The organism is Pseudomonas oryzihabitans (genome assembly GCF_024652905.1).
GTDB lineage: Bacteria > Pseudomonadota > Gammaproteobacteria > Pseudomonadales > Pseudomonadaceae > Chryseomonas > Chryseomonas benzopyrenica.
The window spans coordinates 1,302,417-1,322,071 of the sequence record NZ_CP102428.1 but is presented as its reverse complement, the minus strand read 5'-3'; the positions used below and the strand labels follow the sequence as shown (position 1 = coordinate 1,322,071).

Here is a 19,655-nt window from a genome sequence, read left to right as displayed (position 1 = left end):
TCTGGAGTCGCTCACCACCCTGCTGGGCATGTCGCCCGTGGAGCTGCTGGCCGCCGTTCTCGGGGTGATCGCCGTCTGGCTGACGGTGCGCCAGAACATCTGGGCCTGGCCCATCGGCCTGGTGATGGTGGTGCTCTACGCCTGGATTTTCCTGGAGGTGAAGCTCTATTCCGACATGTTGCTGCAGTGCATCTATGCGGTGCTGCAGCTCTATGGTTGGTGGCAATGGCTGCGGGGCGGCCAGCAACACCAGGGTCGGGTGGTCAGCTCGCTCACCACCCGACCGCTGCTGGCCGGTCTGGCCGTTGGCGCCCTGGGTAGCCTGGTCCTGGGCTACCTCATGGGCACCCACACCGATGCCGCCCTGCCCTGGCTGGATGCCGCGCTCACCGGTTTCAGCCTGGTCGCCCAGTTCTGGATGGCGCAGAAGCGCCTGCAGTGCTGGGTACTGTGGTTCGTGCTGGACGTCATCTATGTGGGCCTCTTCTATTACAAGGGCCTCTACCCCACCGCCATCCTCTATGCGGTCTTTGTCGGTCTGGCCGCCTACGGCTGGCTCGACTGGCGCCGAGCCCTGGCGACCGCACGATGAAAGTGGTGGTGCTGACCGGCCCCGAATCGAGTGGCAAATCCTGGCTGGCGACGGTTCTCGCCGAGCGCTTCGGCGGGGTCCGGGTGGATGAGTACGTCCGCGAATACTGCGAGCGGCACGGCACCGATACCTGCCTGGCGGACGTGGATGTCATCGCCCGCGAGCAATTGCACCGCGAGGACCAGGCACGCGCGAGCGCACCGGCGCTCCTGCTGCTCGATACCCACCTGCTGAGCAACCTGCTGTGGAGTCGATTGCTGTTCGGCGCCGCGCCCGACTGGCTGGAGCCGGCTCTGCTGGCCCGTCGCTATGACCTGCACCTGCTGCTCGATCCTCGCGACGTCGCCTGGCAGGACGACGGTCAGCGCTGCCAACCGGAGCTCGCCGAGCGATTGGCGTTCTTCGCGCAGTGCCGGGACTGGCTGCAGGCCCATGGCCAGCCGGTGCTGGAAATCGCCGGCGACTGGCCCGAGCGGCAAAGGGCCGCGCTGGCCGCGGTGAGCCGATTGCTGCACGACGCCTGACCCGCCGGTAGAATGACGTCCTGTACCGGAGAACGCCATGCACGACGACGATGCCTCTTTCGCCGACTTCACCCGCGGAATCCGTCCGCTCAAGCAGGATCGCGCCGACACCGGCAAGTCGCGCGCCGACCTGGGCCAGATCGCCCAGCGCCGCGCGGATGCGACCAAGACCACGACCGCTACCCGGGTCGACGGCCTGAGCGATGCCTTCGTCATCGACGTGGGCGCCGAGGACGAACTCTACTGGGGCCGCGATGGCGTCCAGGACACCCAGTTACGTCGCCTCAAGGGCGGCCAGATTCCCTTCGAGGGCAGCCTGGACCTGCACGGCATGACCGTGGAAAGGGCCCGGGAAACCCTCTGGGACTTTCTCGCCGAGGCCACTCGCCTGGAAATCCGCTGCGTGCGCATCACCCATGGCAAGGCCGCGCGCCTGGATGGGCGCCGACCGCTGATCAAGAGTCACGTCAACACCTGGCTGCGCCAGCACCCGCAAGTGCTGGGCTTCACCTCCTGCCTGCCCCGCCACGGTGGGACCGGCTCGCTTTATGTCTTGCTCAAGCGCACCATGCTCGAAGGTCGCGACGAGTGATCCTGTGACTCGGGTGACGTCTCATCCGAGCGCCCACTTCCTTATCGACAAACAGGAACCCAAATGTCTCTCGAACAGCACTACTCCTCGATCCTGACCGGACTCGGCGAAGACATCAGCCGTGAGGGGCTGGTGGACACACCCAAGCGCGCGGCCAAGGCCATGCAGTACCTCTGCCGCGGCTACAGCCAGACGCTGGAAGAAGTGGTGGGCGACGCGCTCTTCACCTCGGACAACAGCGAGATGGTGCTGGTCAAGAACATCGAGCTGTATTCCCTGTGCGAGCACCACATGCTGCCCTTCATCGGCAAGGCCCATGTTGCCTACATGCCCAAGGGCAAGGTGCTGGGCCTGTCCAAGGTGGCGCGGGTGGTCGACATGTTCGCCCGCCGCCTGCAGATCCAGGAAAACATGACCCGGCAGATCGCCGAGGCCATCGAGCAGGTCACCGGCGCCGCCGGGGTCGCGGTGGTCATCGAGGCGCAGCACATGTGCATGATGATGCGTGGCGTGGAAAAGCAGAATTCCTCCATGGTCACCTCGGTGATGCTCGGCCAATTCCGCGCCAACGACGCTACCCGTGCGGAATTCCTTGGCCTGATCAATCGCTGAGACCGGTACGACGTCCGCTATCCTGAAGGGTCGAAACCTCAACCCTTCAGGAGACTTGTCCATTATGACGGACGTCCACAGCCTTACCCTGTTCCGAGCCCAACCCGAACGCTCCCAGGCGCTGGGTGCCCACCTGCTGGATCTGGCCGCGGTGGCGGTCAAGGACGAAGGCTGCCTGGACTATCGGGTATTCCAGGGCAGCGAGGACGGCGATCTCTGGGTGGTCCAGGCCCGCTGGACCTCGATCGCCGCCCAGGACGGACACTTCAACCAGCCGCACACCCTCGCCTTTCTGGACGAGCTGCCCAAGTTGGCGGACGAAGTGGATCTGTATCCGCTGGAGCCGAGAAAGCCGACGGCTGAGCTTTGATCAGAGGCTGCCAGGATTGCGATAAATCGTAGGTTGGGCTGAGACGGCCCTATCGTCGAAGCCCAACAGCGCCGGTGCCGGGGCAACATCCGTTGGGCTTCGCTGCGCTCAACCCAACCTACGGTGCCCGTGGCAGGACCGTAGGTTGGGCTGAGACGGCTCCATCGTCGAAGCCCAACAGGGCCAGCTGAATCAAACCCTGTTGGGCTTCGCTGCGCTCAACCCTACCTACGGTGTCCGTAGCAGGATCGTAGGTTGGGCTGAGACGGCTTCATCGTCGAAGCCCAACAGGGCCAGCTGAGTCAAACCCTGTTGGGCTTCGCTGCGCTCAACCCAACCTACGGTGTCCGTAGCAGGATCGTAGGTTGGGCTGAGACGGCTCCATCGTTGAAGCCCAACAAGACTGGCGCCGAGGCAAGAGCTGTTGGGCTTCGCTGTGCTCAACCCAACCTACGATTCGAGCAACCCGTTACGGCCATGGCGGTCCGCCGAGGCGGCCGCTCCGGCATCGCAAGGTGTTGCCCTTCGCGTACGGACACCATGGAAGGTGCCAGCAGGACGTTGAGGTACGACGCCGTTATCGCGGCCATGGGGCGCTCCTACCGTCGTGCGCTACCCGTAGGAGCGGCCCATGGCCGCGATCAATCGCAAACTCAATACTCGGACAGCGCGAAGCTCGTCAGGGCGAAGGTGGGGATGCCGGCCGCTTCCAGGCGCTTGGAGCCGCCCAGTTCGGGCAGGTCGACGATGGCGGCGGCTTCGTGGACCTCGGCGCCCAGGCGGCGGATCAGGTTGCCGGCGGCGACCAGGGTACCGCCGGTGGCGATGAGGTCATCGACCAGCAGCACCGAATCACCGGCGCCGACACTGTCCTTGTGTACCTCGATCACCGAGTCGCCGTATTCGGTGCTGTAGACCTCGGTCAGCAGCTCAGCCGGCAGTTTGCCCTGCTTGCGGAACAGCACCAGTGGCTTGCCCAGTTCATAAGCCAGGATCGGACCGATGAGGAATCCGCGCGCATCCAGCGCCCCGACGTGGGTGAAGGACGCCGAGCGATAGCGCTCCAGCAATTCCGCCATGACGGCGCGCAGGCCTTCGGGCGACTGGAACAGCGGCGTGATGTCCCGAAAGATCACCCCCGGCTTGGGAAAATCGGGCACGGCGCGGATGAGGGATTTCAGGGCGGATTCGGAAAAGGACATGGCAGAGACTCTCGGGCGCCGGGCGCCTGGTTGAATACGATTGCCCAGTATACCGGGGCCCGCACGGCCGGGGCCAACCAGCCGTCCTTAGGAGCTGAATCGATTCATGTAGTGACCTGGATTGACAGCTACCGACGGGGCGGACATCCTTCGCTACGCGCAAACGTTTGCGTGACCACAAGAACCATAAGAATTCGGAGATCCTCCTATGCTGGCCTTTCGCCCTGCCCGCCTGCTGGCGGCTATCGCTCTCGCCTCCGCTTCGCTGATTCTGCCGCTCACCGCCAGTCATGCCACGGCCGCCGAAAAGCCCAAGGTCGCGCTGGTCATGAAGTCCCTGGCCAACGAATTCTTCCTGACCATGGAAGACGGCGCCAAGACCTACCAGAAAGAGCATTCCGCCGATTTCGACCTGATCTCCAACGGGATCAAGGACGAGACCGATACCTCCAGCCAGATCCGCATCGTCGAGCAGATGATCGTGTCCAAGGTCGACGCCCTGGTCATCGCCCCGGCCGACTCCAAGGCACTGGTTCCGGTGCTGAAGAAGGTCAGCGACGCCGGCATCAAGGTGGTCAACATCGACAATCGCCTGGACCCGGACGTGCTCAAGTCCAAGTCCCTGGACATCCCCTTCGTCGGCCCCGACAACCGCAAGGGCGCCCGCCTGGTGGGTGAGTATCTCGCCAAGCAGCTCAAGCAGGGTGACCAGGTCGGCATCATCGAGGGCGTCTCCACCACCACCAACGCCCAGCAGCGCACCGCGGGCTTCAAGGACGCGATGGAAGCGGCCGGCATGAAGATTGTCGGCGTGCAATCCGGCAACTGGGAAATCGACAAGGGCAATGCCGTCGCCGCGGCCATGCTCAACGAATACCCCGACCTCAAGGCCCTGCTGGCCGGCAACGACAGCATGGCGCTGGGCGCCGTCTCCGCCGTGCGCGCCGCCGGCAAGAAAGGCCAGGTGCAGGTGGTCGGCTACGACAACATCAAGGCCATCAAGCCGATGCTCAAGGACGGTCGCATCCTCGCCACCGCCGACCAGTACGCCGCCAAGCAGGCCGTGTTCGGGATCGAAGCCGCGCTCAAGCTGGTCAAGGGCGAGCCCACCGGTGCCAAGGACGGGGTGATCGAGACGCCGGTCGAACTCGTCACCCAGCCCTGATCCGAGGAGAGCTCCCATGTCGTCCGAGGTCATCCTCAGCGCCCGTGACATCGGCAAGACCTATGCACAGCCGGTACTCGGCGGCGTGGACCTGGAGTTGCGCGCCGGCCAGGTGCTGGCGCTCACCGGGGAAAACGGCGCCGGCAAGAGCACCCTGTCCAAGATCCTCTGTGGCCTGGTGCAACCCACCACCGGCGAACTGAGCTTTCTCGGCCGACCCTATGCCCCGGGCAGCCGCCGCGAAGCGGAGGCCCAGGGGGTGCGGATGGTCATGCAGGAGCTCAACCTGCTGCCTACCCTCACCGTGGCGGAAAATCTCTTTCTCGACCGCCTGCCCCGCCGCCTGGGCTGGATCGACCGGCGCAAGTTGCGCGAACAGGCGCGGCTGGCCATGGCCCAGGTCGGCCTGGAGTCCATCGATCCGGATACACCCATCGCCGAACTGGGCGTGGGCCATCAGCAGATGGTGGAGATCGCCCGCAACCTGATCGGCGACTGCCGAGTGCTGATCCTCGACGAGCCCACCGCCATGCTCACCTCCCGCGAGGTGGACCTGCTGTTCGAGCAGATCGAGCGCCTGCGTGCCCGCGGCGTGGCGCTGGTCTACATCTCCCATCGCCTGGAAGAACTCAAGCGCATCGCCCAGCAACTGGTGGTCTTGCGCGATGGCCGCCTGGTGGCCGATGCGCCCATGGCGCACTACGACATCGACCAGATCGTCAGCCTCATGGTAGGTCGCGATCTCGGCGAGCACCTGGACATGGGCGAGCGCCGCTTTGGACCACCCTTGCTGGAAGTCCAGGGCCTGACTCGCGCCGACAAGGTCCAGGACGTCTCCTTCAGCGTCCGCGCCGGCGAGATCTATGGCATCTCCGGGCTCATCGGTGCCGGTCGCACCGAGTTGCTGCGGCTGATCTTCGGTGCCGACCGTGCCGATTCCGGCGCGGTGCGCCTGGCCGGCAAGCCGGTCGACCTGGGTTCGCCGGCCAAGGTGGTACGTCAGGGCATCGCCCTCATCACCGAGGATCGCAAGGGCGAAGGCCTGCTGCTCAGCCAGCCGATCAGCGCCAACATCGCCCTGGGCAACATGGCCAAGGTCGCCCAGCAGGGCCTGGTCAGCGGCGCCCGCGAGACGGCCCTGGCAGAGCGCCATATCAAGGGCATGCGCATCCGCTGCAACGGTGGCAGCCAGCCGGTGGGCGAACTCTCCGGTGGCAACCAGCAAAAGGTAGTCATCGGGCGCTGGCTCGAACGCGATTGCCAGGTGCTGCTGTTCGACGAACCCACGCGCGGCATCGACGTCGGCGCCAAGTTCGAGATCTATGGCCTGCTGGCCGAACTCACGCGCCAGGGCAAGGCCTTGGTGGTGGTCTCCAGCGACCTGCGCGAGCTGATGCTGATCTGCGATCGCATCGGTGTGATCTCCGCCGGCCGCCTGGAAGCGACCTTCGACCGTCATGACTGGGACCAGGAGCGGCTGCTGGCCGCCGCCTTCGCCGGCTATCGCTCCCGCGAAGCTCTGCTGGAAGAACCCGTCCCGCCGCAAACCCTTTCTCAGGAAGCCATTCGATGAGCAGTCTTCCCGTCACCTCCGCCCGACGTGCCTTCGGCCTCGGCCTGGGCACCTACGTCGGCCTGGCCGCCGCCCTGCTGGCGATGATCGTGCTGTTTTCCCTGCTGAGCAGCCACTTTCTCTCCTACGCCACCTTCACCACCCTGGCCAACCAGATCCCCGATCTGATGGTGCTGGCGACCGGGATGACCTTCATCCTGATCATCGGCGGCATCGACCTCTCGGTGGGTTCGGTGGTCGCCCTGGCCGCCGCCGTGGTCAGCGTCGCCACCCTGGAATGGGGTTGGGGCATCCTGCCAGCCGCCGCCCTGGGCATGCTGGCCGCGGCCCTGACCGGCACCCTCACCGGCAGTGTCACCGTGGCCTGGCGCATCCCCTCCTTCATCGTCTCCCTGGGCGTGCTGGAGATGGCCCGCGGCGCCGCCTACCAGCTGACCGATTCGCGCACCGCCTATATCGGCGATGCCTACGCTTGGCTGTCGACGCCCTTCGCCTTCGGCATCTCGCCCTCCTTCGTCATCGCCCTGCTGGTGATCGTGGTCGCGCAGCTGCTGCTGACCCGCTCGGTGCTCGGGCGCTACCTGATCGCCATTGGCACCAACGAGGAAGCGGTGCGCCTGGCCGGGATCAATCCCAAGCCCTACAAGGTCATCGTCTTCGCCCTCATGGGCCTGCTGGCGGGCCTCGCCGCGCTGTTCCAGATCTCCCGTCTGGAAGCCGCCGACCCCAACGCCGGCGTCGGCCTGGAACTGCAGGTGATCGCCGCCGTGGTGATCGGTGGGACCAGCCTCATGGGTGGGCGCGGCTCGGTCATCAGCACCTTCTTTGGCGTGCTGATCATCTCGGTGCTGGCCGCGGGGCTGGCCCAGATCGGCGCCAGCGAGCCGACCAAGCGCATCATCACCGGCGCAGTCATCGTGGTTGCGGTGATCCTCGACACCTACCGCAGCCAGCGCGCCAAGAGCAAAGGCTGATGGCGACCATCAAGGATGTCGCCGCCCGCGCCGGCATCTCCTACACCACGGTCTCCCATGTGGTGAACAACAGCCGCCCGGTCAGTCCGGGCGTGCGGGAAAAGGTCGAGGCGGCCATCGCCGAACTGGGCTACGTACCCAGTGGCGTGGCCCGCTCCCTGCGCAGCCGTGCCACCGGCACCTTTGGCGTGCTGGTGCCCAATGCGGTCAACCCCTACTTCGCCGAACTGGCCCGCGGCATCGAAGATCACTGCGAGCGCCAGGGCTACAGCGTCATCCTCTGCAACTCCGATGACGATGCCGACAAGCAGCTGCGCTATCTGCGGGTGCTCAAGGAGCGGCGGATCGATGGCCTGGTGGTCGCCACCGTGGACGGCGATCCGCGCTTCGCCCGGGCCCTGGCCAGCCTACGCATCCCGCTGGTGCTGGCCGACCGGCCGCTGGAGGGCGTCCAGGCCGCGCATATCCGCATCGATCACCACCAGGGCGGTCTGCTTGCCACCCGCCACCTGCTGGAACTCGGCCATCGCCGGATCGCCTGCATCGGCGGCCCGGCCGATTCCCCGGTCGCCAGCGAGCGGATCACCGGCTACCAGGAGGCCCTGGCGCAAGCCGGCGTCGCGCCTGGCGCCATCCAGCGCTGCCCCTTCACCGCCGCGGCCGGTCATGCCGCCGCCCGCGCGTGGCTGGCCCAGCCAGAGCGCCCGACCGCGATCTTCGCCGGCAACGACACCATCGCCCTGGGCGTGCTGCGCGCCGCCGCCGAGCAGGGTCTGAGCGTCCCCGCCCAGCTCTCGGTGGTAGGGTTCGACGACATCGAGCTCAGCCGCTATCTCTACCCGGCCCTCACCACCATCGGCCAGTCGATCCGCGATCTCGGCGAGCGCGCCGCCCAGCTGCTGCTGGCGCGCCGCGAGACGGTCGGCAGCCCTTCCACCCACGACATCGCCGTACCCCGGCTGGTGCTGCGCGAATCCACCGCGGCGCCCCCTGCTCTGGAGACCTCCCATGCACCCTGACGTCGTCGTCATCGGCAGCCTCAACATGGACCTGGTGGTGCGCGCTCCGCGCCTGCCCAAGGGCGGCGAGACCCTCGCCGGCCATACCTTCACCACCGCACCCGGCGGCAAGGGCGCCAATCAGGCCGTCGCCGCGGCACGCCTGGGCGCCCGGGTCGCCATGATCGGCTGCGTCGGCGCCGATCCCTACGGCGACTTCCTCACCCGCAGCCTGCTGCAGGAAGGCATCGACTGCCGGGGCGTCTCGGTGGCGCCCGAGGTGCCCACCGGCATCGCCTCCATCCTGGTGGATGACCAGGGCCAGAACGCCATCGTCATCGTCGCCGGTGGCAACGGCGAATTGTCCGCCGCGCAGCTGCAGGCCCAGGAGCCCCTGCTGGACCAGGCCAAGCTGGTGATCGCCCAGCTGGAAGTCCCCCTGGCTACCGTAGGCGATGCCCTCGCCCGCGCCCATGCCCTGGGCAAGACGGTGATCCTCAACCCCGCGCCCGCCACCGGCCCGCTGCCGACCGAGTGGTACGCCCATATCGACTACTTGGTGCCCAACGAAAGCGAAGCCAGCCTGCTGACCGGGCTGCCGGTGGAGACTCTGGAGCAGGCCGAGGCCGCCGCCCGTCAGCTGGTCGCCGCCGGTGCCCGCCAGGTGCTGCTGACCCTGGGCAGCCAGGGTCTGCTGCAGGTCACCGCAGACAGCTGTCGTCACCATCCGGCCACTGCGGTCAAGGCGGTGGACACCACCGCCGCTGGCGATACCTTCCTCGGCGGCTTCGCCGCTGGCCTTGCGGAGGGGTTGAGCGTGGAGGCGGCCATCGCCCTCGGCCAGCAGGCCGCCGCCATCGCCGTCACCCGCCCAGGCGCCCAACCGTCCATTCCCACCCGCCAGGAGCTCGCCCGGTGAAGAAAACCGCTCTGCTCAACATCGCCCTGTCCCAGGCCGTGGCCAGTCTCGGCCATGGCGATCTGGTGGTCATCGGGGACGCCGGCATGCCGGTGCCGCCGGGTACGCCGCTGGTCGATCTGGCCGTCACTCCGGGCGTACCGGATTTCCTCAGTGTGCTGCAGGCGCTGCTCAGCGAGATGCAGGTGGAAAGCCATCTGCTCGCCGAGGAAACCCTGAAGGTCCAGCCGCCGGCGCTGGCCGAACTGGAACGCCTGAACGCCGACGGCGCTCTTGGCAGTCGTCGCCTCGTGTCCCACGACGAGTTGAAGACCCTGTGCCGCCAGGCTCGGGTGCAGGTTCGCACCGGCGAGTGCCAGCCCTACACCAACCTGATCCTGGTCGCCGGCGTCACCTTCTAGCCAGCCGCCCCGGCCAGCAGCCGGCGGGTCGCCAGCAGATCCAGCGGACGGGCGAACAGATAGCCCTGGGCATGGCGCGCGCCCATGTTCTTGAGCAGTTGCAGCGCCTGGGCGTCCTCGACGCCCTCGGCGACCACGTCCAGGCCCAGGGACTCGGCCATGCGCACGATGGCGCGGACGATGGCGACACTGCGTGCGCTGTCGGCGAGGCGCAGCACAAAGGACTTGTCGATCTTGAGGCCGCGAAAGCGATACTCATGGACATAGCCGAGCGACGAAAAGCCCGCGCCAAAATCATCCAGCACCACCGATACGCCCTGTAGATCCAGCGCCTCCATGGCGGCCTTGGCGCGCTCGGGTTCAGCGACCAGCGCCCCTTCGGTCAACTCCAGGCAGATCCGCGACGGCGCCACGCCGTGCGTGGCCAGGATGTTCAGTACCTCGTCGGCGAATTCCGGCCGCACGATGCTGTAGCTGGAGCAGTTGACGTGGACCACCGGCCAGTGGGCATGGGCCGGCTCGGCCAGGATGGCGGCGATCCGCGTCAGCATGTAGGTATCCAGCCGACCGATCAGCCGCAGGCCTTCCAGTTCGGGTAGAAAGGCGCCGGGCGCCAGCACGCTGCCGTCCGGCTGCCGCCAGCGGATCAACGCCTCCAGCGCCGCCACGCGGCCAGTCGTGACCTCGATGATCGGCTGGAAGAAGGGTTCCAGTTCGTCGCCGTTCTTCAGCGCCTTGCGCAGCGCGCCCTCGCGCACCACCTGGTCGGACACCACCTGGCGCAACTCCTGGTTGAACACCGCGAAGTTGTCGCGCCCGCCCTGCTTGACCCGGTACATGGCGGTGTCGGCATCGCGCAGCAGATCGTCCGGCTGGCGATGCAGACTCGCATCGGCCACCACGATGCCGATGCTGCAGGAGGCGAACAGGCTGTGGTCGTCGATCACCAGTGGCCGGTCGAAGGCCTCGATGATCCGCTGGGCGATGGCCACCGGCGATTCCAGCCCACCACCGGGCACCAGGATGGCGAATTCGTCACCGCCCAGCCGCGCCAGCAGATCGGTTTCCCGCAGGCAACTGGACAGCCGCTGCCCGGCGGCGACCAGCAGCAGGTCGCCGAAGGGGTGGCCGAACTGGTCGTTGATGCGCTTGAACCTGTCCAGATCGAGAAACATCACCGCCAGGCCGGTGCCATCGCGCTCCAACGCCGCCCAGAGGTCGGCCAGGCGTTGCTGGAAGAAGCTGCGGTTGGGCAGCCGGGTCAGGGCATCGTGGTTGTTCTCGTACAGCAGTCTGGCATTGGCATCGTCCAGCGCCCGGGTCCGTTCCTGGACCCGGACCTCCAGCGCCTGGCGTGACTGCTGGATGGCTTCCGCCGCGCTGCGCCGGGACAGGGCGGTATCGATATGGCGTGAAACGAAGGTGAGCAGCTCCTGGTCGCGCTGGCTGTAGTAGACGTCTTCGCGATAGCTCTGCACCGCCAGCACCCCGCGGACCTGCTTGCCGTCATAGAGCGGGATGCCCAGCCAGGAGCAGGCTTCGGGGGTACCCTCGACCGGGGTGATCTCCCCCTCTTCGATCAGTCGATGCGCCTTGTGCCGATCGATGATGCAGGGTCGCCGCTGGCGGATGGTGTATTCGGTGTAACCCCGGGTGCCGCGCCGGGTGACGGGCGCCGTGGTACGGCGCTCATCGGCGAAATAGGGAAAACTCACCTCGCCGGACAGGTCGTCGTAGAGGGCGATGTAGAAATTGTGCGCATAGAGCAGCTCACCCACGACCCGGTGCAGGCCGCCCAGCAACTCGGTCATGTCGGTGCTGGCGCTGGACAGCTCGGCGATGCGGAACAGCGCCGCCTGCAGTTGCTCGGCGCGCTCGCGCTCGGCGATCTGTTCGCGCAGCCGGGCGTTGACTTCGGACAGCTCCTGGGTGCGCTGCCCCACGGTGGCCTCCATGTCTTCGCGCCGCAGGATGCGATCCAGCGCCATGGCCACGTCGCGGGCGATCACCTGGAACAGCGCCTGATCCTCAGGACCGTAGCGGCGTTCGCGGTCGTAGACCTGCAGGCTGAGCACGCCAAAGGTCCGATCGGCGCCATCCTTGAGCGGAATGCCCATCCAGAATTCCGGAACCGAGCCCTGGCAATAGTAGGGGCCATTGGTCTGGGCCGCCTCCATGGCCTCTTTGGGCAGCAGCAAGGGCTCGCCATGCAGGAGCACATAGGCGGTCAAGCTTGGCTGCGCCCGATCCAGTGGCTCGAAGGAGCCCGGTTCAGGCGGACTCTCGTCGCGCTGGTCGAAATAATAGGGATAGTGGATCTGGTCAGCGTCCGGATCGAGCAGCGCCAGACAGAGGTTTTCCGCGTCGATCAGGGTCACCAGCAGTTCATGTGTGCGCTGCATGAACAGCTGCCGATCCACCGTCGAGCTGGCCAGATAGGTGATGTCGTAGAGCACCTGCTGGATGGCCTGGGCCCTTTGCAACTGCAAGCGCTGCAGCACGAAGCCGAATCTCAGGGCCAAGGCGGCGAAATCGGTACGGTCGTCCGGACGGGCCAGCAGCCAGCCCAGGGGCGTCGGTCCATTGCCGGTGGGATGACAGCTGAGCGAGGCCTGGGCGCAGAGCTGCGCCAGCTCCTCATCGTCGAGCAACGCCGGCCAGGCACTGGCGCCACTACCGGTGGCCATGCACGACCAGTTGCCGCGACGCTGGTACCAGGCCCAGTCCGCATCGGCCGCCGCCGCGCAGAGTTGCGCGATGATCTGCTCCGCTTCCAGGCCCTGGGCATTCGGATCTGGCCAGCGTTCCTCCAGCGGCTTGGTCGAGCGTGCGCCAGACTGCTGTTCCTTGGGCCCCTTCATGCTGACTCCTTCCCTTGCATCCACCGGATCCTGACACAGATGTCTGCCTCTCCGGCAAGTACGGGGTGAACGGTTTTCCTAGGGGCGCGAACGGCAAAGATATTACTAAACCCAAGATTGACTGGGACAAGAGTTGTACAGCCGGAGGGTCGTTGTCCAACAACCAGCCCTGCCAGACGACCCTTTGCCGCTGGGCTTGTAGAACAAAATCCCTGGCCCTTTTCCATCGATCAGAAAGACCGCCGTCCCGCGAATCTCTTGCTAGCCGCCCCCCACTAATAAGCAGACAGAACGCAATCTGGCGGGGCCTTCCGGCCCGTTGTCGCCTCTCTCTACGAGCAGGAGTTTTCCATGACGGCTTCCAAGCAAGACAACCTGATCGACTGGCTGCGTGACGCCCATGCCATGGAAGAACAGGCCGAGAAAATGCTTTCCGCCCAGGCCGCGCGGCTGGAGCACTATCCGCAACTGCGCCAGCGCATCGAGCAGCACATCAAGGAAACCCAGGAGCAACGCCAGGTCCTTGAAGGCTGCCTGAGCCGCCTCGGCAGCAGCGCCTCGACGCTCAAGGACATGGGCGGCAAGTTGATGGCGCTGGGCCAGGCCATTGGTGGTGCGCCCATGAGCGACGAGGTCATCAAGGGCGCCATCGCCGGCTATGTCTTCGAGAACATCGAAATCGCCACCTACACCACGTTGATCGCCGCCGCTGCCGAGATCGGTGATACCGAAACGCAGCAAGCCTGCGAACGCATCCTCGAACAGGAGAAGGCCATGGCGGCCTGGTTGCTGGAAGACCTGCCCGTCACCACCAGAGCCTTCCTGGAACGCTCCGCCGATCCCGATCTGACCGCGAAGCGCTGAACTACCCCGTGTTACCCGTGACTAGCCCCTGGAGGTTACATGTTCGTCCATAACAAGCGACTGCAATACACCGTGCGCGTGTCCGAACCCAATCCCGGTCTCGCCAACCTGATGCTGGAGCAATTCGGCGGTCCCCAAGGCGAACTCGCCGCCGCCATGCGCTACTTCACCCAGGCGATAGCCGAGCTCGACCCCGGCCGCAAGGACATGCTGTTCGACATCGCCACCGAGGAACTCAGCCACCTGGAAATCATCGGTTCGATGATCGCCATGCTGAACAAGGGCGCCAAGGGCGACCTGGCGGAAAAGACCCAGGAAGAAGCGGACATGTACCGCTCACTGACCGGTGCCGGCAATGACTCCCACCTCACCCAGATCCTCTACGGTGGTGGCCCGCAACTGATCAACTCGGGCGGGGTGCCCTGGACCGCGGCCTACATCGATACCGTCGGCGAGCCGACCATCGACCTGCGATCCAACATCGCCGCCGAGGCCCGGGCCAAGATCGTCTACGAGCGCCTGATCAACGTCACCGACGATGCCGGCATCAAGGACACCCTGAGCTTTTTGATGACCCGCGAGATCGCGCACCAGAAGTCCTTCGAGAACGCGCTGCACTCCATCCAGCCCAACTTCCCCCAGGGCAAGATGCCGCCGCGGCCGGAATTCGCCAGCGTCTACTACAACATGTCGCAAGGCGAAGGCGATATGCGCGGTCCCTGGAACCAGGGTCAGGACTGGGAGTTCGTGGAACAGCCCAGCCCCGCCGTGGACGGCGGCGACGGCCTGGCCAGCGTCAAGCTGCCGCCGATGCAGGCCAAGGCGGTCGAACAGCTCGCGACTCGCACGATGTCGGACCCGAATGCGGCGCCGGTGACGGGTGCCGATCTGGGCGCCGGCCTGGCCAAGCAGCTCGACAAGAATCGTCTCAACGAGTGATGCCGAGGCGGCGACACCCTTGGGGTGTCGCCGCCTTCACCCCCACCAATGACCTTCCGTCGGCCAGTCCGCGCCGACTCGCCTTCCGTAAGAACCTGGCCATTTGCCATCGGTCCTACTGCCGTCATCGTAGTAGGGAAAGCCCTGATGGAAGATTATCTCCTGGCGTTCGCCATGGTCGTCCTGACCACCTTGTTCATAGGTCTCACTACCGTCGGTCTGGTGGAATTCGCCTGATGGCGCTTTGCCGCCTTTTGCGCTGAACATTTGTTCAGCGGTGCAGTCTGCCGCTGTGCATTGATGCCATCACGTCTTACCGACGTAGCCAGGGACGCCACCATGAAACGCCACGCCTATGCCTTAGCCCTCGTTGCAGCCGCGGTCTGCAGCGCACCCGCCTTCGCCATGGATCAGGATGCCCTGCAATTCGAGCAGGCCAGCATGATCGCCTTCAAGAGTTGCGCGAACAAGGCGGTGATCGCCGGTACCCGCATCGGCGACACGGCCCGCTTCTCCGATACCGACAGCTGCGTCGCCCAGGCGCTGTCGCAGATCGAACCGGCCTATCAGAAGGCTCTGACCTCTCTGCAGAACAATGGCACCGCCCGGCGCTGCCTGCAGACCTACTACAGCAACTGGCGCACGCTGATGAAATCGCTACCGGAGCTGCAGTCCAAGCCGCCGTCCTCGGTCCTGCTGACCGCCAACGGGGGTGAGCGCCGACTCAACCAGTACTGGCAATTCGTGGTCAGCGCTCGCTGATCACGCCCCGGCGCCCACTGGGGAGCCTGGCTCCCCTCCTGGCGTTTCAGCCGATGGCGACATGGCCCGGCTGCGCCGCGACCCGTGCCAGCCACGCCTGGATCGCCGGATAGTCGTCCAGGCGAAAGCCCCCTTCGTGGGCGACGTGGGTATAGGCATAGAGCGCTATATCGGCGATCGAATACTGCTCCCCCACCAGGAAAGGCGTGCGTTGCAGCTGCTGCTCCATCACCCGCAACGCCTTGTAGCCACGGACCTGGCAGACCTCGTACTCCTCACGGCGCTCCGCAGGCAGCCCCTGATAGAGCTGGATGAAGCGCGCCACCGCCACATAGGGCTCGTGACTGTATTGCTCGAAGAATTGCCACTGCAGCACCTGGGTGCGCAACCGCGGTTCGCTGGGCAGGAAGCCTGTGCCGTCGGCGAGGAAGTTGAGAATGGCGTTGGACTCCCACAGGCAGGTGCCGTCTTCCAGCTCCAGCACCGGAATCTTGCCGTTGGGATTCTTCGCCAGGAAGGCGTCGCTCTGGGTCTCGCCGGCGAGGATATCCACCTCGTGCCAGCGATACTCCACGCCGAGCAGGTGCAGCATCAGCACCACCTTGTAGCAGTTGCCGGAACGGCGATCGCCATAGACCTGATACATCTCACAGCTCCTTGTAGGTAGGGGTGGCGTCGCGAATCACGTCGGCCAGGCGCGCCAGACCGGTATCCAGGCGCTCGGGCAGCACATGGCTGAAGTTGAGCCGCAGCAGGCCAGGGTGGCGATCCGGCTCGGCGAAGAACGGCTCGCCCGGCATGAAGGCGACGTCCTGCGCCAGGGCCGCGTCCAGCAGGGTACGGGTATCCAGGGGCGTTTTCAGCTGCAACCAGAAAAACAGCCCGCCCTGGGGAATCTGCCAATCGGCCAGCTCGCTGAAGTGCCGGGTCAGCGCCTCGGCGAAGCCATCGCGACGCTCGCGGTAGAAGGCCCGCACCTCCTGCAAGTGCCTTGCGTAGCGCTCGCTGCCGAGCCATTGCAGCACCTGCCACTGGCTCATGCGGCAGGTATGCAGATCGGCGGCCTGCTTGAGCGCTCGCAACGGCTTGAGCAGCTCCGGCGAGGCGATGAGGTAGCCCACGCGCAGGCCGGGCAACAGGGTCTTGGACAGGCTGCCGGTATGGATCCAGGCGCTACGCTGCAACTGGGCGCACAGCGGTCGTGCCGGGGCGCCGTCATAGCTGAGTTCGCGATAGGGCTCGTCCTCGACCAGGGTCACGCCGAATTCGTCCAGCAGCGCTGCCACGGCCGCACGGTTGGCCGTGGAGTAGCGCACGCCGGAGGGATTCTGGAAGGTCGGGATCAGGTAGGCGAAGGCCGGGCGCCGCTCTTGCAGCCGCAGGCGCAAGGCGTCCAGATCCAGCCCCTCCGGAGTCAGGCTGACCTCCAGGCAATCGGCGCCAAAGAACTGGAAGCTCTGCAGCGCGGCCAGATAGGTGGGGCCCTCCACCAGCACCGGCGTGCCGACATCGAGATACAGCTTGGCGATCAGGTCCAGCGCCTGCTGCGAACCGGTGGTGACCAGCACCTGGTCCGCCGTACAGTCCAGGCCATAGTCGCGCGCCTGGGCGGCGATGGCCTCGCGCAGCGCCGGCTCGCCCTCGCTCATGCCGTACTGGCCCAAGCCGGCCGGCAGCTGGCTCCAGTCCACCGCCGGCAGACAGCGCTCGGCCGGCAGACCGCCAGCGAAGGACATCACCTCCGGCCGCTGCGCCGCCGCCAGGATGTCGCGGATCAGGCTGCTCTTGAGTCGGCTTACCCGTTCGGAAAATGCCATCTGCCCTCCTGTGGCCCGTGGCCGGCTAATGAGTCAAACTACTTGACCGACCCTAATCCACACCGGAAAGACAAGTCAATATGCTTGACCTAAATCAGACCGCTCAGCAGCGCCTGGTCATGGAGACCTTCTTCTTTAGTTACCAGGCCTTCACCGCCAAGGCCGACGACATGCTGGCGCGCCGTGGCCTGAGCCGGGTCCATCAGCGCATCCTGTTCTTTATCGCCCGCGAGCCGGGGCTCAGCAACAAGGCCCTGCTGGAGGTGCTCGGGGTCAGCAAGCAGGCGCTGAACATTCCGCTGCGGCAGTTGCTGGAGATGCAACTGGTGGCCATGGAGATGGATGCCGCGGACAAGCGCAAGCGGCGGCTGTCCCTCACCCGGGGTGGCGCCGCCCTGGAGCAGACCCTGAGACGCGAGCAGATGCGCCTGGTGCAGGCGGCGCTGGCCACGGCCGGAGCGGATGCGGCCGAGGGCTGGCTGGCGTTCAATCAGGCCCTGGCCGGCCGCCAGGAGAGCGAAAGCGAAATCCAGGACAGTTCGACCCCTTCGGTCGGCTCCTGAAAACTGTACCGCTGGTTCGCGGCCTCGGTGTACGGATACCGCCCCGAGCGGCCTGGCTAAGCTGACGCAAAGCCCAGGGATGCCCTCATGACCGTCGAACTGCTCTCCGCCTTCATGCTCTTCGCCTTCGTCTCTTCCGCCACGCCCGGTCCCAACAACATGATGCTGCTGGCGTCGGGGGTCAATTTCGGTTTCCGCCGTACCCTGCCGCACATGTTCGGCATCAGCCTGGGGCATATGCTGCTGGTCATCTGCACCGGTCTCGGACTGGGTCAGCTGTTCGTGCTCTATCCACCGCTGCAGATCGCCTTGCGAGTGATCGGTGGCGCCTACCTGCTGTATCTGGCCTGGAAACTGGCCACCGCCGCGGCCCCCACGCCGCGGGAGTCAGGCAGCGGCAAGCCGTTCGGCTTCTTCCAGGCTGCGGCCTTCCAGTGGGTCAATCCCAAGGCCTGGGTGATGGCGATTGGCGCGGTCACCGCCTATATTCCGGCCGAGAACTTCACCGCCAATCTGCTGCTGGTCGCCCTGCTTTTCGCCTTGATCAACCTGCCCAGCGTCAGCCTCTGGACGCTGTTCGGCATGGGCCTGCGCCGCCTGCTCAGCAGTCCGGCGCGCCTGCGGCTGTTCAACTGGAGCATGGCGCTGCTGCTGGTGCTGTCCCTCTACCCCATCCTGTTCGGCCATCACTGAGGTTTTTGATGCACGCGGCTCCACAACGCCTTACCCCGCTGGCCGATAGCTCCCCCGCCGCCGTGGTCGCCGGTTTCGTCGCCATGCTGGTGGGCTACACCAGCTCCCTGGTACTGATGTTCCAGGCCGGCCAGAACGCGGGGCTCAGCACGGGCCAGATTTCCTCCTGGATCTGGGCGCTGTCCATCGGCATGGCCCTGACCACCATCGGCCTGTCGTTGAAGTACCGCACCCCCATCGTCATCGCCTGGTCGACCCCGGGCGCCGCCCTGCTGGTCACCAGCCTGCCCTCGGTGCCCTACAGCGATGCCATCGGCGCCTTCGTCCTCTGCGCGGTACTGCTCGCCCTATGCGGCCTCACCGGCAGCGTCGACCGTCTACTGCGTCGGGTACCCCCGGCCCTCGCCGCCGCCCTGCTGGCCGGCATCCTGTTTCGCATCGGCATCGAGATCTGCGCGGCAGCCCAGCACCAAACCGGGCTGGTGCTGGGCATGGCCCTGGGCTATCTGGTAGCCAAGCGGCTGTGGCCGCGCTATTGCGTGCTGGTGGCCCTGGTGGTCGGCCTGCTGCTGGCTGCCGGACTGGGCTTGCTGGACTTCCACGCCCTGCGGCTGGAACTGGCGGTGCCGGTATGGACCACCCCGACCTTTTCCCTGGCCGCCACCATCGGCATCGCCCTCCCGCTGTTCGTGGTGGCCATGGCGTCACAGAACATGCCCGGCATCGCCGTGCTGCGTACGGATGGCTACGCGGTTCCAGCCTCGCCGCTGATCGCCACCACCGGCCTCGCCTCCTTGCTGCTGGCCCCCTTCGGCTCCCATGGCATCAACCTGGCGGCCATCAGCGCGGCGATCTGCACCGGTCCCCAGGCCCATGAAGACGCCAGCAAACGTTATACGGCGGCGGTCTGGTGCGGATTTTTCTATGGCATCGCCGGTTTGTTCGGCGCCACCCTGGCCGCGCTATTCGCCTCGCTGCCAAGCGAACTGGTGATCTCGGTGGCCGCCCTGGCCCTGCTGGGTTCCATCATGAACGGTTTGCACGGCGCCCTGGCCGAACCCAGTCAACGCGAACCGGCGCTGATCACCTTTCTGGTCACCGCCTCGGGGCTGACGCTGGCCGGCGTAGGCTCTGCCTTCTGGGGTCTGGTGGCCGGTCTATTGGCCAGTTTGCTACTCACCGCACGCCGCCGGTAGAACCTGAAACCCTCCTGACCGGTCGGAACTGCATCCTT

General features: G+C 66.0%; 21 protein-coding genes. 17 read left to right on the top strand and 4 right to left on the bottom strand.

Translation table 11 applies throughout. The features are described from left to right. Positions 1–28 precede the first annotated feature (28 nt). The 5 genes from pnuC to NRG74_RS06130 all read left to right on the top strand — a co-directional run bounded on the left by pnuC (position 29) and on the right by NRG74_RS06130 (position 2,690). Complete coding sequence (pnuC, locus tag NRG74_RS06150) at positions 29–592, top strand: nicotinamide riboside transporter PnuC (RefSeq protein WP_026083781.1); 564 nt, start codon at positions 29–31, stop codon at positions 590–592. Then, positions 589–1,116, top strand: a complete 528-nt coding sequence (locus tag NRG74_RS06145) for an AAA family ATPase (protein WP_257706021.1) — start codon at positions 589–591, stop codon at positions 1,114–1,116. The genes pnuC and NRG74_RS06145 overlap by 4 nt, the downstream gene beginning before the upstream one ends. Positions 1,117–1,153: 37 nt before the next feature. Continuing rightward, on the top strand, positions 1,154–1,708 hold the full coding sequence (locus tag NRG74_RS06140; RefSeq protein ID WP_017640539.1) for a Smr/MutS family protein: 555 nt from the start codon (positions 1,154–1,156) through the stop codon (positions 1,706–1,708). 63 nt (positions 1,709–1,771) lie between these two features. Further along, positions 1,772–2,320 (top strand): GTP cyclohydrolase I FolE, encoded by a 549-nt coding sequence (gene folE / locus NRG74_RS06135; protein ID WP_017640538.1) that lies wholly within the window; start codon positions 1,772–1,774, stop codon positions 2,318–2,320. Positions 2,321–2,384: 64 nt separating this feature from the next. Continuing rightward, positions 2,385–2,690, top strand: coding sequence for a putative quinol monooxygenase (locus NRG74_RS06130; RefSeq protein WP_257706020.1), 306 nt, complete (start codon positions 2,385–2,387; stop codon positions 2,688–2,690). Positions 2,691–3,343: 653 nt separating this feature from the next. On the opposite strand, the gene NRG74_RS06125 is transcribed toward NRG74_RS06130, so the two are convergent. Continuing rightward, complete coding sequence (locus NRG74_RS06125) at positions 3,344–3,892, bottom strand: adenine phosphoribosyltransferase (protein WP_017640536.1); 549 nt, start codon at positions 3,890–3,892, stop codon at positions 3,344–3,346. A 208-nt stretch (positions 3,893–4,100) separates the two neighbouring features. On the opposite strand from NRG74_RS06125, the gene NRG74_RS06120 reads away from it, so the two are divergent. The 6 genes from NRG74_RS06120 to rbsD are packed head-to-tail and all read left to right on the top strand — an operon-like array spanning position 4,101 to position 9,922. Continuing rightward, positions 4,101–5,057, top strand: a complete 957-nt coding sequence (locus NRG74_RS06120) for a sugar ABC transporter substrate-binding protein (RefSeq protein ID WP_257706019.1) — start codon at positions 4,101–4,103, stop codon at positions 5,055–5,057. 16 nt (positions 5,058–5,073) lie between these two features. Beyond that, positions 5,074–6,630 carry a sugar ABC transporter ATP-binding protein gene (locus NRG74_RS06115; protein ID WP_257706018.1) on the top strand — a complete coding sequence of 519 codons (1,557 nt, stop codon included), beginning with the start codon at positions 5,074–5,076 and terminating at the stop codon, positions 6,628–6,630. Then, positions 6,627–7,604, top strand: coding sequence for an ABC transporter permease (locus NRG74_RS06110; RefSeq protein WP_017640533.1), 978 nt, complete (start codon positions 6,627–6,629; stop codon positions 7,602–7,604). Before NRG74_RS06115 ends, NRG74_RS06110 begins: the two co-directional genes overlap by 4 nt. Continuing rightward, a complete protein-coding gene (locus NRG74_RS06105) occupies positions 7,604–8,623 on the top strand; it encodes a LacI family DNA-binding transcriptional regulator (RefSeq protein WP_017640532.1) in 1,020 nt (339 codons plus the stop codon). Before NRG74_RS06110 ends, NRG74_RS06105 begins: the two co-directional genes overlap by 1 nt. Next, positions 8,613–9,521 (top strand): ribokinase, encoded by a 909-nt coding sequence (gene rbsK, locus NRG74_RS06100; RefSeq protein WP_257706017.1) that lies wholly within the window; start codon positions 8,613–8,615, stop codon positions 9,519–9,521. The genes NRG74_RS06105 and rbsK overlap by 11 nt, the downstream gene beginning before the upstream one ends. Continuing rightward, positions 9,518–9,922: a D-ribose pyranase gene (gene rbsD / locus NRG74_RS06095; protein ID WP_017640530.1), complete on the top strand. Its 405-nt coding sequence runs from the start codon at positions 9,518–9,520 to the stop codon at positions 9,920–9,922. Before rbsK ends, rbsD begins: the two co-directional genes overlap by 4 nt. On the opposite strand, the gene NRG74_RS06090 is transcribed toward rbsD, so the two are convergent. After that, positions 9,919–12,783: a bifunctional diguanylate cyclase/phosphodiesterase gene (locus NRG74_RS06090; protein ID WP_017640529.1), complete on the bottom strand. Its 2,865-nt coding sequence runs from the start codon at positions 12,781–12,783 to the stop codon at positions 9,919–9,921. The genes rbsD and NRG74_RS06090 overlap by 4 nt on opposite strands. A gap of 351 nt (positions 12,784–13,134) precedes the next feature. Between NRG74_RS06090 and NRG74_RS06085 the strand changes: the two genes are divergently transcribed. From NRG74_RS06085 to NRG74_RS06075, 3 genes are all read left to right on the top strand, one after another. Beyond that, positions 13,135–13,647, top strand: a complete 513-nt coding sequence (locus tag NRG74_RS06085) for a ferritin-like domain-containing protein (RefSeq protein ID WP_017640528.1) — start codon at positions 13,135–13,137, stop codon at positions 13,645–13,647. Between the two features lie 39 nt (positions 13,648–13,686). Beyond that, positions 13,687–14,586 carry a manganese catalase family protein gene (locus NRG74_RS06080; protein ID WP_231355196.1) on the top strand — a complete coding sequence of 300 codons (900 nt, stop codon included), beginning with the start codon at positions 13,687–13,689 and terminating at the stop codon, positions 14,584–14,586. A gap of 339 nt (positions 14,587–14,925) precedes the next feature. Then, entirely contained in the window at positions 14,926–15,348 is a 423-nt protein-coding gene (locus NRG74_RS06075; protein ID WP_017640525.1) for a hypothetical protein, read from the top strand. A 46-nt stretch (positions 15,349–15,394) separates the two neighbouring features. Here the strand turns inward: NRG74_RS06075 and NRG74_RS06070 are convergent, their stop codons facing one another. After that, a complete protein-coding gene (locus NRG74_RS06070; RefSeq protein ID WP_173147555.1) occupies positions 15,395–15,994 on the bottom strand; it encodes a glutathione S-transferase family protein in 600 nt (199 codons plus the stop codon). A 1-nt stretch (position 15,995) separates the two neighbouring features. After that, on the bottom strand, positions 15,996–17,165 hold the full coding sequence (locus NRG74_RS06065; RefSeq protein ID WP_017640523.1) for a PLP-dependent aminotransferase family protein: 1,170 nt from the start codon (positions 17,163–17,165) through the stop codon (positions 15,996–15,998). Between the two features lie 80 nt (positions 17,166–17,245). Between NRG74_RS06065 and NRG74_RS06060 the strand changes: the two genes are divergently transcribed. The 3 genes from NRG74_RS06060 (at position 17,246) to NRG74_RS06050 (ending at position 19,617) form a co-directional block, all read left to right on the top strand. Further along, a complete protein-coding gene (locus tag NRG74_RS06060; RefSeq protein WP_257706016.1) occupies positions 17,246–17,728 on the top strand; it encodes a MarR family winged helix-turn-helix transcriptional regulator in 483 nt (160 codons plus the stop codon). Between the two features lie 87 nt (positions 17,729–17,815). Continuing rightward, on the top strand, positions 17,816–18,421 hold the full coding sequence (locus NRG74_RS06055) for a LysE family translocator (protein WP_064308642.1): 606 nt from the start codon (positions 17,816–17,818) through the stop codon (positions 18,419–18,421). An 8-nt stretch (positions 18,422–18,429) separates the two neighbouring features. Then, positions 18,430–19,617, top strand: a complete 1,188-nt coding sequence (locus NRG74_RS06050; RefSeq protein ID WP_257706015.1) for a benzoate/H(+) symporter BenE family transporter — start codon at positions 18,430–18,432, stop codon at positions 19,615–19,617. Positions 19,618–19,655 lie beyond the last annotated feature (38 nt).

Excerpts from the sequence above, each read along its gene's own strand:
- pnuC (WP_026083781.1), top strand. The coding sequence starts at position 29 with ATGTCGCCCGTGGAGCTGCTGGCCGCCGTTCTCGGGGTGATCGCCGTC.
- NRG74_RS06145 (WP_257706021.1), top strand. The coding sequence starts at position 589 with ATGAAAGTGGTGGTGCTGACCGGCCCCGAATCGAGTGGCAAATCCTGG.
- NRG74_RS06140 (WP_017640539.1), top strand. The coding sequence starts at position 1,154 with ATGCACGACGACGATGCCTCTTTCGCCGACTTCACCCGCGGAATCCGT.
- folE (WP_017640538.1), top strand. The coding sequence starts at position 1,772 with ATGTCTCTCGAACAGCACTACTCCTCGATCCTGACCGGACTCGGCGAA.
- NRG74_RS06130 (WP_257706020.1), top strand. The coding sequence starts at position 2,385 with ATGACGGACGTCCACAGCCTTACCCTGTTCCGAGCCCAACCCGAACGC.
- NRG74_RS06125 (WP_017640536.1), bottom strand. The coding sequence starts at position 3,892 with ATGTCCTTTTCCGAATCCGCCCTGAAATCCCTCATCCGCGCCGTGCCC.
- NRG74_RS06120 (WP_257706019.1), top strand. The coding sequence starts at position 4,101 with ATGCTGGCCTTTCGCCCTGCCCGCCTGCTGGCGGCTATCGCTCTCGCC.
- NRG74_RS06115 (WP_257706018.1), top strand. The coding sequence starts at position 5,074 with ATGTCGTCCGAGGTCATCCTCAGCGCCCGTGACATCGGCAAGACCTAT.
- NRG74_RS06110 (WP_017640533.1), top strand. The coding sequence starts at position 6,627 with ATGAGCAGTCTTCCCGTCACCTCCGCCCGACGTGCCTTCGGCCTCGGC.
- NRG74_RS06105 (WP_017640532.1), top strand. The coding sequence starts at position 7,604 with ATGGCGACCATCAAGGATGTCGCCGCCCGCGCCGGCATCTCCTACACC.
- rbsK (WP_257706017.1), top strand. The coding sequence starts at position 8,613 with ATGCACCCTGACGTCGTCGTCATCGGCAGCCTCAACATGGACCTGGTG.
- NRG74_RS06090 (WP_017640529.1), bottom strand. The coding sequence starts at position 12,783 with ATGAAGGGGCCCAAGGAACAGCAGTCTGGCGCACGCTCGACCAAGCCG.
- NRG74_RS06085 (WP_017640528.1), top strand. The coding sequence starts at position 13,135 with ATGACGGCTTCCAAGCAAGACAACCTGATCGACTGGCTGCGTGACGCC.
- NRG74_RS06080 (WP_231355196.1), top strand. The coding sequence starts at position 13,687 with ATGTTCGTCCATAACAAGCGACTGCAATACACCGTGCGCGTGTCCGAA.
- NRG74_RS06075 (WP_017640525.1), top strand. The coding sequence starts at position 14,926 with ATGAAACGCCACGCCTATGCCTTAGCCCTCGTTGCAGCCGCGGTCTGC.
- NRG74_RS06070 (WP_173147555.1), bottom strand. The coding sequence starts at position 15,994 with ATGTATCAGGTCTATGGCGATCGCCGTTCCGGCAACTGCTACAAGGTG.
- NRG74_RS06065 (WP_017640523.1), bottom strand. The coding sequence starts at position 17,165 with ATGGCATTTTCCGAACGGGTAAGCCGACTCAAGAGCAGCCTGATCCGC.
- NRG74_RS06060 (WP_257706016.1), top strand. The coding sequence starts at position 17,246 with ATGCTTGACCTAAATCAGACCGCTCAGCAGCGCCTGGTCATGGAGACC.
- NRG74_RS06055 (WP_064308642.1), top strand. The coding sequence starts at position 17,816 with ATGACCGTCGAACTGCTCTCCGCCTTCATGCTCTTCGCCTTCGTCTCT.
- NRG74_RS06050 (WP_257706015.1), top strand. The coding sequence starts at position 18,430 with ATGCACGCGGCTCCACAACGCCTTACCCCGCTGGCCGATAGCTCCCCC.